The 13291-nt window shown below is 62.5% G+C and carries 13 protein-coding genes and 1 riboswitch; of the genes, 7 read left to right on the top strand and 6 right to left on the bottom strand.

Features of this window, described 5'->3' with window-relative positions; genetic code table 11:
* Positions 1–14: 14 nt before the first annotated feature.
* The gene (locus VJ464_18775; GenBank protein HKQ07180.1) at positions 15–245 is read right to left on the bottom strand and encodes a DUF1573 domain-containing protein; all 231 of its coding nucleotides are present in this window, start codon (positions 243–245) and stop codon (positions 15–17) included.
* 360 nt (positions 246–605) lie between these two features.
* Here VJ464_18775 and VJ464_18770 point away from each other — a divergent pair, with 360 nt between their 5' ends.
* The 4 genes from VJ464_18770 (at position 606) to VJ464_18755 (ending at position 5893) form a co-directional block, all read left to right on the top strand.
* Positions 606–2057, top strand: coding sequence for an SPOR domain-containing protein (locus VJ464_18770; GenBank protein ID HKQ07179.1), 1452 nt, complete (start codon positions 606–608; stop codon positions 2055–2057).
* A gap of 159 nt (positions 2058–2216) precedes the next feature.
* On the top strand, positions 2217–3458 hold the full coding sequence (locus VJ464_18765) for a FecR domain-containing protein (protein ID HKQ07178.1): 1242 nt from the start codon (positions 2217–2219) through the stop codon (positions 3456–3458).
* Between the two features lie 144 nt (positions 3459–3602).
* The gene (locus tag VJ464_18760) at positions 3603–4079 is read left to right on the top strand and encodes an NYN domain-containing protein (GenBank protein ID HKQ07177.1); all 477 of its coding nucleotides are present in this window, start codon (positions 3603–3605) and stop codon (positions 4077–4079) included.
* A gap of 134 nt (positions 4080–4213) precedes the next feature.
* A complete protein-coding gene (locus tag VJ464_18755) occupies positions 4214–5893 on the top strand; it encodes an AMP-binding protein (protein ID HKQ07176.1) in 1680 nt (559 codons plus the stop codon).
* 136 nt (positions 5894–6029) lie between these two features.
* On the opposite strand, the gene VJ464_18750 is transcribed toward VJ464_18755, so the two are convergent.
* From VJ464_18750 to VJ464_18740, 3 genes are read right to left on the bottom strand one after another with little or no spacing between them, the layout of a single operon-like run.
* Entirely contained in the window at positions 6030–7289 is a 1260-nt protein-coding gene (locus VJ464_18750; GenBank protein ID HKQ07175.1) for a multiheme c-type cytochrome, read from the bottom strand.
* A gap of 12 nt (positions 7290–7301) precedes the next feature.
* Positions 7302–7544, bottom strand: a complete 243-nt coding sequence (locus VJ464_18745; protein ID HKQ07174.1) for a hypothetical protein — start codon at positions 7542–7544, stop codon at positions 7302–7304.
* Positions 7545–7568: 24 nt separating this feature from the next.
* Complete coding sequence (locus tag VJ464_18740; GenBank protein HKQ07173.1) at positions 7569–8198, bottom strand: alpha/beta fold hydrolase; 630 nt, start codon at positions 8196–8198, stop codon at positions 7569–7571.
* Positions 8199–8339: 141 nt separating this feature from the next.
* On the opposite strand from VJ464_18740, the gene VJ464_18735 reads away from it, so the two are divergent.
* Positions 8340–8855 carry a histidine phosphatase family protein gene (locus tag VJ464_18735; GenBank protein HKQ07172.1) on the top strand — a complete coding sequence of 172 codons (516 nt, stop codon included), beginning with the start codon at positions 8340–8342 and terminating at the stop codon, positions 8853–8855.
* Between the two features lie 15 nt (positions 8856–8870).
* On the top strand, positions 8871–9344 hold the full coding sequence (locus VJ464_18730; protein ID HKQ07171.1) for a DinB family protein: 474 nt from the start codon (positions 8871–8873) through the stop codon (positions 9342–9344).
* A 115-nt stretch (positions 9345–9459) separates the two neighbouring features.
* Here the strand turns inward: VJ464_18730 and VJ464_18725 are convergent, their stop codons facing one another.
* Both VJ464_18725 and VJ464_18720 read right to left on the bottom strand, forming a co-directional pair.
* Positions 9460–10383, bottom strand: coding sequence for an adenylate/guanylate cyclase domain-containing protein (locus VJ464_18725; protein HKQ07170.1), 924 nt, complete (start codon positions 10381–10383; stop codon positions 9460–9462).
* Positions 10384–10409: 26 nt separating this feature from the next.
* Positions 10410–11852, bottom strand: a complete 1443-nt coding sequence (locus VJ464_18720; GenBank protein ID HKQ07169.1) for an amidase — start codon at positions 11850–11852, stop codon at positions 10410–10412.
* Between the two features lie 174 nt (positions 11853–12026).
* Positions 12027–12245, top strand: a riboswitch (cobalamin riboswitch).
* Positions 12246–12334: 89 nt separating this feature from the next.
* On the opposite strand from VJ464_18720, the gene VJ464_18715 reads away from it, so the two are divergent.
* Complete coding sequence (locus VJ464_18715; GenBank protein ID HKQ07168.1) at positions 12335–13270, top strand: helical backbone metal receptor; 936 nt, start codon at positions 12335–12337, stop codon at positions 13268–13270.
* The last annotated feature ends 21 nt before the right edge of the window (positions 13271–13291 follow it).

Here is a 13291-nt window from a genome sequence, read left to right as displayed (position 1 = left end):
CCTTTAGTGCAGCCTCAGCCAGGCTGGACGTTTTGAATCAGCAGGTCGGCGCTGCCTTCGTTCTTGACCTTGAAGGTGTAATGCAGCGGTGTGCCAGCCTTGACCTCGCCGAAATCATGCGTCGGCGACTCAATGACCATCTTGGGAGCGCCGCCGCTAGGCTTCGACGGATTCTCCTGCGCGACGGCGGCGACTGCAACGAGCAGCAGCAGCACGAGCGCGGAGATAGATTTCAGCCACTTCATAAATGGATTCTCCTAATCAGGGGTTTGAATAGAACGGCATCAGTCTAACAGACGGGCCGAAAAATGTCAGCCGCCGATTGTAAAAAATGCGTCCCCGGTTCGCGGCTGCGCCGCTTCCCTGATAGGGGTAGCAAAGGGCGGTTTGTGAATTATTCTTGACACCATCTGCCGGGTGACCTACCATAAAACCTGTTGACGCGACCGCAAGCTCCCACAGAGGCTTGCGGTCGTTGCCTTTGTAGCCTCCAATACAAGGCGCACCCCGGACGCTTCTTCAATCTCCCCCCACCCCAATGCCAGCCCCGACACTGGAACGCTTGACGGACGCTGCCATCAATCGCGAGTCGAAAGGCATAAGCCATGCACTCGAAACTGGCATTCATCGCTTCGGCGCTCTTGTTCCTGCTGACGCCGCCGGCCCAGGGCCAGCCGGCTGAAAGTACCTTCCCTTATACGTTGCAGGTCGCGTCATTTCCTGACACCGTGCTTGCCGATCAGTATGCCGAGCACCTCTTATGCGCCGGCGAAACGGTTGGCTTCGGCACCTATGAGCTGGCCGCGCGCGGGCGCTGGACGCGGGTTTATGTCGGCTCGTTCAAGTCCACGACAGAGGCGCGCAAGTATGGCGAGGCGCTCGTCAGTCGCGGGCTGATCGTTGAATACCTGGTGAAAACGGCGCGCGAGCTGCAATCGCTGAGCCGCCCGCACACCGTCAAACATGAGCCGTTAGTGGGCCAGTCAACTGCGAAGCCGAAAGCCGGCGCGGCACCCGCCAATCTCTCTAAAGTTCCCACCGGCGAAATCCTCGCCATCCGCACCGCAAGCGCGCCAGCGAATTCCGCGAAGCCGCGGCCTGCGGTCCTGACCACTTCGCTAGAGGCGCTGAATTCGCCGGCCGGGCTTCAGCCCGGCGCGCCGCCACTAACGAGAGATCCGCTGTCTGACTGGTTCATCCCGCTGCCGGATGATTACTTGAAGCTGCCCGTGGTCAGCGGCCGCGCCTTGGCGCTCGTGCCGGCGCTTGACCTGCGAGAGATTCCACGGCCTGACCCGGTTTACCTGGCGATGAATTTAATTAACAACAATCGCGCAGGGCACGGCGGCCTGTGGATTTCGGGTGATTGCCAGGGCGCGCTGGAGCGGCTGCGTTACATCATTGGCGACAACCCGCAGTTGCTCACCCTGGATGAGAAGGGCGCAGTGCGCATCGATCACCGTTTGCTCGCCGAAGTCGCGGGCGCCGATCAGGTGTCCGCTGAAGAAGCGCCGCTGCGCATTGCCAAATACCTGAACGGCAACGAAGGACTCTTGCTGCTCGCGCAACTGGTCGAAGGCGGGCAGAATTATTTGCTGCACATCGGCCAGCGCGGCCCTGTGCTTGGCGGCATGATCGATATCGTCGGCGGGGTTAATCTCGATAACAACTACGACAGCCGCATCAACCCCTACCGCCGCAATGGCCGCAAGCTCGATGTCGAGCGCCCGCCGCAAGGCTTTGACGCGATGGTCGGCATCAACCCGGCGGCCCGCTGGTTCAACCTGCGCACCAATTGCTTTGTCTCCGGCGGGCAGATCACCTTCCACGAATTGGCCGAAGCGCATGCCAAGGTCGTACTGAGCCTCGATTACCTTGAGCAAGACGGTCGCCCAGGCGCGCACAACATTGCGCTCGAACGCGAGACGCGCCTGAAGACGCAGCGTCCCGGCGACAATGTCGTGCTGACGCTCGGCTCTAACCGCCTGTTCAAGTCTGATGCCGAAGTCCGCAACTTCTACGCGCAAACCGGCGCCGCCGGCGGCAATCAACACTGAGCCTTGCGGACTGCTCGTTTTTAATTTGCCTGGCCCGATATTAAGAGTATAATCCCGCCAGATGGGGGTGAATCGCCGCTGCTGCTTCGCAATGCGGTGATATGCCGATTGAATGATGTCCAGAAGAGGAAAACCTCCGGCCTCACAAAGGAGATTGTTATGAAAGCCACACGAATCGCTCTGGCAGCGCTAGCGCTGCTGCTGCTGGCCGGCCTGGCATTGGCCCAGGATCGCAAACCATTGCCGGCAGACCAGGAGGATATGTACACCGTCTCGGCGAAGGTCGGCGTGCTGAACATCGTCGAAGGCGACGTGAGTTACAAGCGCGACCAGGCCGATTGGGTGCGCTTGATGGCGGGCGACGAACTACGCGAAGGCGACGCGGTGAAGACCGGGGCCTCTGGACGCGCAGAGATTCTGCTGACTCCGGGCTGTTACTTGCGGCTCGCCGAAAACAGCGCCTTCGTGCTGACCAACCCGCACGTCTACCAGTTCCGCATTGATCTGACGGGCGGCACGGCCATTGTCGAAGCCTCGGCCATTGACGGCCCGATGACGGTGGCGACGCCGAAAAACGAATTCTCGATCATCAAGGAAGGGCTTTACCGCTTCAACCTGACCGCTGACGGTCGCGCCGAAGCCATCGTCCGCAAAGGTCGCCTGGCGGTCAGCAACACGGTCGTCAAAGGCGACAACAAAGCGATTGTCGAAGGCGGACAGCCGCAGGTCGCTTCGTTCAATAAGAAGCAGGTTGACGGCTTCGACACCTGGAGCGAGGATCGCGCCCGCGATTTGATCGCCCTGAACAAGCGGCTGGCGCAGCGCGGCCTGATCAATCCGACGACGCTCGCCTTCGTGTCGAATGCCTGGATCTATTCGCGGCAGTGCGGTTGTTACACCTTCCTGCCGTTCGGCTCCGGCTTCTCGTCGCCTTACGGCTGGGACTATTCCGTTTGCAATCCCTACTATGGAAGCTATTCCTTCTTCCCGTCTTATTACTGGGGAACCGGCTATTACACCGGCAGCCGTTCAGGCAACAGCGGCAGCGGCGGTTATAGCGGCGGCAGCGGCGGCACGGGTGGAGGAAACGGCGGCGGTCACCACAAGGCCGGCAGGGGCGACAATCCTGGCATGGGCCTGCCGCGCCCGCCGGGCCGGTCAGACAGCAATGCCGGCAGCCACACGTCTTGGAAAGGCGATGACGGCCCGCGCTACAACCCGCCGTCAAGAGGTGATGGCGGTCAGTCCAACCGCTCGTACTCGTCGGGCGGTGGTAGCAGCCCACATTACAGCGCCCCGTCCAGCGCTCCGAGCATGCCGTCACAATCGATGCCGAGCGCGCCGGTCAGTTCGCCGTCGGTTAGCGGCGGTGGCGGCGGCGGGCATCACAAAAACAACTAACGACGCGGCGCGATACGCAGCCTTAAGCGGGCGCTCTGGCAATGACCGGAGCGCCCGCTTTGTTTTCAAAGACGCGGCGCTTTTCATCACCCGCCAATCGGGCTAGAATGGCCGCGGCGAGCGAGAGACATTGCAGGTCAGGCCATGTCATACATCGTTGACGGCAACAACGTGATGGGGCAGACGCCCGGCTGGCACCGCGACAAATCGAGCGCCCGGCGTCGGCTGGTCGAGCAACTGGCCGAGTTCGCGCGACTCAAGAAAGCCCGCGTCACCGTCGTCTTCGACGGCGGGCCGGATCGCCTGATGCCCGACCAGTCGGCCTTTCGCGGCGTCAAAGTGCTATACAGCGAGCGCGGCTCGGACGCCGATACACGCATTGAGCGCATGGTTGACGCTTCGCCGAACGCCCGCGGCCTGACGGTCGTGACCTCTGACAATCATCTCGCTTTTGTCGTGAAGGCGCGCGGCGCGCGCGTCGTGCGGTCGGGAGAATTTCGCAAACAGATGGCCGAAGCGATTGCCACGCGGCCAGCCCTCGCCGACGGCGAACAGCCTGAAGCCGGCAACCTCGACGAATGGCTGCGCTACTTCGGCGCACTGCCGGAAGACGATGAGTAGTTGCCAGTTGCCAGTTGCCAGTTATCGGTTATCAGTTTGTTCCGGGCCTTCAGCGCCCACCGCGAAGTTTTGAAAGTCGATATCTGCCGACTGGCAACTGACGACTGCCGACTGGCCACTGTCCCGGAGGGATTATGACAGGGGAAGCATTAGAGAGACCGCGCGCCTATCTTGATGTCAAGGTCGGCGAGCTGCTGGCGCGGTTGGCGCAGGATTATCCGCGGCAGGAAGCGCTCATCTACCCGGAGCGCCGCCTGCGCTATGACTTCAGCCAGCTTGAATGGCTGGCGCGGAAGATCGCGCGTGGCCTGCTCAGTCTTGGGATCGAGCGCGGCGAGCGCGTGGCGTTGTGGGCGACCAACATTCCCGAATGGGTGGTCTTGCAATTTGCGCTTGCGAAGATCGGCGCGGTGCTGGTCACCGTCAACACCTCTTTGCGCGCCGCCGAGCTGGAATACCTGCTCAAGCAGTCCGAAGCCAGCACGCTGATCACAATTTCCGGCTTCCGCGACGTGGATTATGTGGCAACCGTCTACGAGATGATCCCTGAGCTGCGCGGCTCGCAGGAGAACGCCTTACATTCGATGCGGCTGCCGCACCTGCGCCGCGTCATCTACGTCGGCGACGAGCATCCCGGCGGCATGATTCGCTACGATTCGCTGCTGGCGCGCTCCGAAAGCGTCAGCGACGCCTGCCTCGACGCGCATCTTGCGGCGCAAGACCTCGATGAGGTGATCAACATGCAGTACACCTCGGGCACCACGGGCTTTCCGAAAGGCGTGATGCTGACGCACCGCAACATCGTCAACAATGGCTACTGGCTAGGCGAAGCGCTCGGTTACACGCCGCAAGATAAGCTCTGCGTGCCGGTGCCTTTCTTTCATTGCTTCGGCTGCGTCATCGGCGTGCTCGGCGCTTACACACACGCCGTGCCCATCGTGCCGCTGGAAACCTTTGATCCGCTCGGCGTGCTCCAAGCGGTCGAGAGCGAGCGCTGCACGGCGCTCTACGGCGTGCCGACCATGTTCATCGCCGAGCTTGAGCAGTTGGATTATCACGGCTTCGACACGTCGAGTCTGCGCACAGGCGTCATGGCCGGCGCGCTCTGCCCCGAGCCCTTGATGCGCAAGGTCATGGGGCGCATGAATCTGACGGAGCTGGCTATCGCTTATGGCTTAACCGAAGCGTCGCCGGGCATCACGGTCACGCCGCGCACAGACAGCGTCGAGCTGCGCACACAGACGGTCGGGCGCGCGCTGCCCGAAGTTGAAGTGAAGATCATTGACCCGGCGACCGGCGAGCCGTGTGCGCCGAACGTCGCCGGCGAGCTGTGCTGTCGCGGCTACAACGTGATGCGCGGCTACTACAACAATCCCAGGGCGACCGCTGAAGCGATTGATGCGGACGGCTGGCTGCACACCGGCGATCAGGCGACTATAGACGAGAGCGGCTATATACGCATCACCGGGCGCATCAAAGAAATCATCATTCGCGGCGGCGAGAACGTCGCGCCGAAAGAGATCGAAGATTTGCTGCGGCGGCATCCGAAGATCGCCGATGTCTATGTCTACGGCTTGCCGGACGAGCGCTTGGGCGAAGAGATCGCCGCGGCCATTCGCCTGAATGCCAACGAGGCGATGACCGGCGACGACGTGCGCGGCTTCTGCGACGGCAAAATCGCGCGCTTCAAGGTGCCGCGCCATATTCGCTTCGTCGAATCATTCCCGATGACCGCTTCAGGCAAGGTGCAGAAGTTCAAGTTGCGCGAGCAACATCTCGCCGCGCAGAATCCCGGCGATCAAACCAGCTCCTAGAGCCGTTTCCGATTGTGTTTGCCATGTGGCGCAATCTAACAGATTGCGCCACATGGGATGCCGTGACCCGCGTCACCAGCCCGAATAAACTGGTGACGCGGGCCGCATCGTGTGGAAGGCTGACCCCCGAAGCGATTCAGTGTTTGATCTTTGCCCAGGCGGAGGCGAAATCGAATTTCGGGCTCATCTCAGGCGTATGGCAGGTGGCGCACATCTGTTGCACGTTGCCGACGCGACCGTATCCCTTGGCGGGCTTTTGCGCATGCTCGCCGCCCGGCCCGTGACACTGCTCGCACTGCACGCTTTGTAATCTGGCTAACACGAGCTTGCCGGTCGCGTCCGTCCGCTGCCCGGTCGCGTGACAGCTCAGGCAGCCGGCTTGAAATTCCGACCAGCGCGGCGGCAGCTTGTCGGTGGCGTGCGCGTGGCCGCTGTTAGCCCACTGAATGTACTGCGCTTGATGACACCCGGCGCAGGCTTGCGAAGAAATGTAAGCCGCCCCCGCGCCGCCGGCCGCCGTCGGGTTGCGCGAGGCTTCAAGCCAGCTCTCCAATAATTTCTTCGATTCGCCGCGCGTCTGCTCTTCGGCATCGCGCGCCGCATTGACCAGTTTCATCGAGGCGGCATCATCGGGGAAGGTTTCGTCGAGCGTGATGAAGCGCGTGCGCAACGAATACTTGCCCGATGCTTCGCGGTAAGCGCGCAGCTCACCGAGCATGCGCGTTTCGTAAGAGGTGAAGAGAATCAGCGTCGGCCCGACAGTTAGTGGCGGGGTGAAAAAAGTGCCTTCGCTCTGACTGTTGCTGGCGATGATGGCATCAATGCCCGGAACCTGAGCCGCCAGGCGTGAGGCGGTGTCGGCTTTGAAGTAGCCGAGGACGATGACGAGGTCGGATTGCTTGCGCGCTTCGGGGACGACGCGGCGCGCGGTTTCAACCGGGTCGTTGATCTGAAAGCCATGCGGCAGGCTGTCGCCCGCTTCGGTTAAACCGACAAAGGCGACGCGCACGGGTTTGGTGTTGGCCGCGCGCGCCGGAACTTCGCGGACGACGAAAGGCGGCAGGCTCACGGCGCGGGCCGCATCGCCCGCGGTGTTTGCCGAAACCATCCGCTTGAGCGCGGGCCGCTCGCCCGCATGGCGTGCATATTCCGGTTTCGCCAGCAGCGTCGCGACATAGCGCAGGTCGGGCGCTGCGACGTTGATGACATCAACCTTGAAGTCATCGTACGACTTCAAAATCCAGTCGTCTTTGACCTGTACGTCGGGCCGCGGCCCGCCATGCGCGTTGCTCTCGCTGGTAAACGAGTTGCCGCTGTCGACGATGAGCGCAGGGATGCCGCCGACTTTTTCCTTGAACAGTTTTTCGTAGCTGACGCGCCGCGCCAGTCCCCCCATCCGGGGGGGCTTTCAGCCACACGGTTCGAGGCTGCCGTGGGTGCTGCCGATGAACTGAATGGCAAAGGCCGCGCCATCATCCGTGCCGGCGCGGGTCTCAAGCGGCGCTGTGACGGCAACAAATTCAAGCGGGCGGCGTGGCTGCTCTTGCTCTCCGCTTGCCGCGCGCCCCGAGCGCAGTCCAACGATAGCGGTGATCAAAAAGAATGCGACAATGGCAATCTTGAATCTCTTAATGAGGTTTCGTTTCTGCATCAGGTAAACAACGACCGGTGACGGTCAGCCTTTCGCAATGAAGTCGGTAACGGTTTGCGCCAGCTCGTCGAGATGGCCGGCAAAAAAATGATCCGCGCCTTCGATAACCTTCAAGGTTTTCGGTTCGTCCAGCCTCGCGACAAAGCGCGCCAGCTCGGCGGGCGAGCCGAATTCGTCGAGCCCGCCTTGCACAAAGAGCTTGGGCCGGCCGCAGTGAATCAACTGGCTGAAATCGTATTTCGAGACCGGCGCGCCCGCCGCGATCAACGCCGCGATGCGCGGGTCGCCGCAAGCGACGCGCAACATCACCGCCGCGCCAAATGAAAAGCCGGCCAGCCAGACCTCCGCCTCAGCGTACTTCTGCTCGATGAAGCTGATGGCGGCGCGCAGGTCATCTTGTTCGCCGCGCCCTTCGTCGTGCGTCCCCTGGCTGCGACCCGTGCCGCGAAAGTTGAAGCGCAGCACCGCGAACCCGGCTTCTTGAAAGGCGCGACTGATGCGGAAGACGACCTTGTTATGCATCGTGCCGCCGAAGAGCGGGTGCGGATGACAGACAATGGCGGCGCGTCGCACAGGCGGCTCGGCATCGCGAAGGATGGCTTCGATGCGCCCCGCCGGGCCTTCAAAAAACGTGTTGCCTGCAAGTCCGCTCATAAGCTGTTCTGGAAGATTTATCCTAACACGTCGGGCGGAGTCAGGCGAGTTGCCGACCGGCGGCCCCTGAATTCTGCCGACGGGAGTCGCGCGCGGACGCCGAGTCGAGTAGCATGAAAGCAGGAGGCCGGGGACCCAAACATGAATGTCAAGACGTTGCTACTGATGCGGCATGCGAAATCGAACTGGGACGATGCCAGCCTGCGCGACTTTGACCGCCCGCTGGCCGAGCGGGGCCGCCGCGACGCGCCGCGCATGGCGCAGGCGCTGGCGGCGCTCGATTCCGCGCCGGATTGTATTGTCAGCTCGCCGGCAAGGCGCGCCCGCGAAACGATTGAGGCGGTAATTACTGAAGCCCGTTTGACCGCGCCGCTCACCTTCGACGAAGCGATCTACGACGCCTCGACCGCGGCGTTGATGCGGATCGTGCGGCGATTGCCGGACGAGTGCCACCGCGTGCTGCTGGTCGGCCACAATCCGGGCTTTGAAGACCTGCTGACGCGGCTGTCCGGCGAGCGCGGGCGTATGCCGACGGCGGCGATTGCCTGCATCGAGTTCCAGGTTGATAGCTGGGACGACGTTGAAGACGGGCACGGCAAGCTCGTCTGGCTGCTGACTCCCAAGCAGTTGCGCAAAGACGATGGCGAGATCGAATAGTCGAGGGAATGAAAGATGAATGACAAGGCGCTCAGAAAGACGGTGGTTGAATTTTTACGCGGCGGCTCGGCGCACGTTTCATCCGAGGCCGCGCTGCAAAAGGTCAACCCGAAGCTTCGCCACGTGCGACCGGCTGACGCGGCGCATTCGGTCTGGGAAGAACTGGAGCATATACGCATCGCGCAGGAAGACATCCTGCACTATACGCTCGACGCCAACTGGCAATCGCCCGACTGGCCGGCGGGCTACTGGCCGGCCCAGGTCGCCGAAGTCACCGATGAGATGTGGGAAGACTCTGTGCGGCGGTTCACCTCTGACCTTAATGATTTGATCGAGCTGGCGGCAGATGAAGACCGTGATTTGACGGCGGAGATTCCGCACGGCGAAGGGCGCACCTACCTGCGCCAGTTGTTGCTGGTGGCAGACCACAATGCCTATCACTTCGGCCAGTTGGTGCAGACGCGCCGCCTGCTCGGCGATTGGCGGTGAGATTGCGTGATGACATGGGCAGGATTACCGCAGAGATCGCAGAGGGACGCGGAGGACAAATCAATCCTCCGCGTCCCTCTGCGGCCTCTGCGGTTTATTCACACCCGCGGCTGATTCAACTGGTCGGCTCGATCAAGCCGCCGATTTCATAAAGCAGGTACTCGCCGCTCTTGCCCGCCAGCTCAACGCGGTGACTGTTGCCGGGCTGAATCACTTCGCGCAATTCGTCAAAAGTCGCTTCCGAGATCAACAGCCGCGCGCCGCACCGTTTGGTGGCCGACTCGATGCGCGAAGCCAGGTTGACCGCATCGCCGATCACCGTGACCCGCTTCATGTCGGGCGCGCCGATTGCCCCAACCACGACCTCGCCATAGTGAATGCCGATGCCGATTTCAAAGCTCCTACCATGAATCTTTTCGACATACGGCTTCAGATGCTCGACCGCCGCGATCATGCCGAGCCCCGCGCGCACCGCCTGTTGCGCCGCGTCTTTCGAATCGTCAATTCCGAAAAGCGCCAACAGGCCATCGCCCATGTAATTGTCTATGCGGCCGCCGTTATCGCTGATGGCGCGGCCCACTTCGTAGTAGTAGCGGTTCAGCACATGGACGACATCGTAAGGCAGCAAGTGTTCGGCAAACGGTGTGAAGCCACGAATGTCGGCAAACAGAATGGCCAGCTTCTTCTCTTCGCCAATCGAGGCGGCTGCGCCGGTCGTGCCGGATTGCGCCGTCAGCTTGATGTCTTCGGCATCGAGCACGAGGCGGCGCAGCTTCACGTCACCGATGACGGCAGTTTGACAGGCGAGGCGGATCTCCGGCGCGAAGTGTAATCTCGTCGCCAGCGCGCTTTCGCGCTCATTGCGCGGCGGGCAGTGATCGAGCCCTTCGACGATCTGAACGCGGCAGGTCGAACAGCGCGCCTGACCGCCGCAGGCATGGGCATGCGGGATGGCGGCGCGCAGCGAGGCTTGCAGGATCGTTTCACCCGGCTCGACCGCGGCGGTCCTTGTTTCGATCACGTAAGAGATGCGCGGCATGATAAACAGCTTCTCGTCGCGCGGTATCAGACCGCGCTCAGCGGCGGACGACGTTTGGCCCAGGGTCGCGCTTGCTCAAGCTGCGCCGCCAGCCGGAACAGCGTCGCCTCGTCGCCGAACCTGCCGATGAAGTGTGTGCCGATGGGCAGACCTTCCTCGTTCCAATACAACGGCACGGACATGGCCGGCTGGCCCGTCGCGTTGCAGATCGGCGTGTAGGGCACAAACTGAGTCGCCCGCCGCATCCCCGCCATCGGGTCATCAGGCTGCGCGTCGAATGAGCCGAGCGGCACCGGCGGCTCGCCAAGCGTCGGCGTCAGCCACACATCGTAGTCGGTCATAAATTGCGCCACCGTGCGCGACATGCCTTGCAGCCACTGCAAGGCCATCAGGTAATCGGTCGCCTGTGTCTGCTTGCCCATTTGATAAAGCATCCAGGTGCCCGGCTCGAACTGATCTTCCTGCGGTTCGCGGCCCAGGACATGCGCCAATCCGTCAATCGTCCACGCGCAGCCCGCCGACCAGAGCGCCATAAAGGATTTCATGTACAGCTCGCCGTTGATGACGGGCGCGGCCTCGGCGACTTCGTGGCCCAGCTCGGCGCACAGTGCCGCGGCGTCGTGCGCCGCTTTCACACAGTCTTCATGAACGGGCGTGCCGAGCAGAGTTTGTGTCATCAAGGCAATGCGCAGCGCGCCTGTGGGCGCGCCGACTTCTTCAGCGAAGGGTCGGGCCTTCGCCGGTGCGTAGTAGGGATCACCCGGCGAAGGGCCGGCTGTGGCATCCAACAGCGCGGCGCTGTCGCGCACAGAGCGCGTGACGGCGTGCTCGGCGACCAGGCCGCTGAATATATCGCCGAAATCCGGCCCCAGGGGGTTGCGCCCGCGCGTCGGCTTCAATCCGAAGACGCCGCAGCACGAGGCAGGGATGCGAATCGAGCCGCCGCCATCGTTGGCATGCGCCATCGGCACCAACCCCGCGGCGACCGCCGCTGCCGAGCCGCCGCTTGAGCCGCCGGTGTTGCGCGTCGTGTCCCAGGGATTACGCGAGGGGCCGAAGCGCGTCGGCTCCGTCGTCGGCAGAATGCCGTACTCCGGCGTGTTGGTCTTGCCGACGATGACCAGCCCTGCGCGTTTGTGGCGAGCCGTCAGCTCAGAGTCATAGTCTGGCGTGAAATCTCCGACGAACTCTGACCCTGACGCCATGCGCACACCTGCGTAGGCGGCGAGCAAGTCTTTCAAGAGAAATGGGACGCCGCTGAATGGCCCGTCGGGCAGCGCCGCGGCCGCGGTGGCGCGCGCCTCGTCGTACATCGGCGTGATGACGGCGTTGAGTGTCGGGTTGATCCGCTCGATGCGCTTGATGGCGGCTTCGACCAGCTCGATGGCCTTGACCTCTTTGCGGCGCACCAGCTCGGCCTGAGCGGTGGCGTCGAGGGCGGCAAATTCGTCGGCTTGCGCTTGCGACATGGCAGTCGTCCTTTCAAGAGAAGATGGCAGATGGCGGCGAGCCGGCACCCCGCCGGCCCTGAACCCACATCATAGCCTTGATGCGTCGCGATGCCAAAGCTCGTTTAGCGGATGGCGTCGTTTGACTCAGGTTGCCGGCACGTGCTAATTTGCTGCTTCTTAGTTTTGTTCTTTTTTAGTGTGAGCGCTTCGGGTGCCTCGGACGCGAGTTCGAGGAGAATAGGGAAGCGGGTGAGAATCCCGCACGGTCGCGCCACTGTATTGCTTCTCGAAGTCGCCGGCCTCAGGGCCACCGGTCATCAACCGGGAAGGCCGCCGGCGGCAGGATGCCAGCCAATGTCTGGCCGTCCACGAGACTAAGTCAGGAGACCTGCCCGAAGCCATAGCCGATTGCCTTCCGCGTGAGAGGGTCGTGGCCAGGGCTGCCCGCATTAACGCTCCTGCCGAGTTCTTTCGCGAAAGAATCGGCGGGAGCTTTTCATTTGCGCGCTTTTTTCAAACTGCAAAGCAGGGCAACCCGGAGCCGCAGACGGCCGGGCGTCATCATCTTGCTGCTCGCCGCTTGCCTGATTACTTCCTGCTCGACGCGGCGGACGTCACCCGCCGGCGGGCAAACCGTCACCGACGAGTTAGGCCGCACGGTCAACGCTCCAGCAAGGCCGCAGCGCATCGTCTCGCTCGCGCCTTCGATCACCGAAATCTTATTCGCGCTCGGCCTCGGCGACCGCGTCGTCGGCGTGACCTCGTATTGCGATTACCCGCCAGAGGCAACCGGCAAAGAGAAAGTCGGCGACACCGTGCGCCCAAGCGTCGAAAAGCTCGTCGCCTTGCGCGCCGACCTCGTCATCGCTTCGACCTCAAGCCAGTTAGAGCAGTTCATCGCTAAGCTCGATGATCTCAGCATCCCCGTTTATATCAGCAACCCGCGGCGTGTCGGCGACGTCACCGACACGATTGAGCGCATTGGCACGCTGACCGGCGCGACTGAGCGCGCTCGCGAATTGTCGGATTCATTACAAAAGCGAATGGCCGCCATTGATGCCGGCCTGGCGGGAGCGGAGCGCCTGCGCGTGCTGGTTATTCTCAACGCCGAGCCGCTGATCACCGCCGGCGGCAGCACCTTCGTCAACGACTTGATTGAACGCGCCGGCGGCAGATCGATCTCGGCAAACGAAAGCGCGGAGTATCCGCAGTACAGCCTGGAGACCGCCGTGGCCGCTCGCCCCGAGGTGATCTTTCTGCAAGCGCAGGATGCGCCGTTACCCGGCCGGCTGAAAGAAACACCGGCGGCCAGGGCGGGCCGCGTCTATCACATCGATGACAACCTGATGCTCAGGCCCGGCCCGCGCATTGTTGATGGCCTGGAACAGATGGCCGCAGAGCTTCACCCGGAAATCTTTAAGCCGGGCAATCACTGAATCGCGCAACCGAACGATGAC

The sequence above is a fragment of the Blastocatellia bacterium genome, assembly GCA_035275065.1.
GTDB lineage: Bacteria > Acidobacteriota > Blastocatellia > UBA7656 > UBA7656 > DATENM01.
Note: the sequence above shows the minus strand (reverse complement) of the source record. Positions and strands in the feature narration are given on the sequence as shown.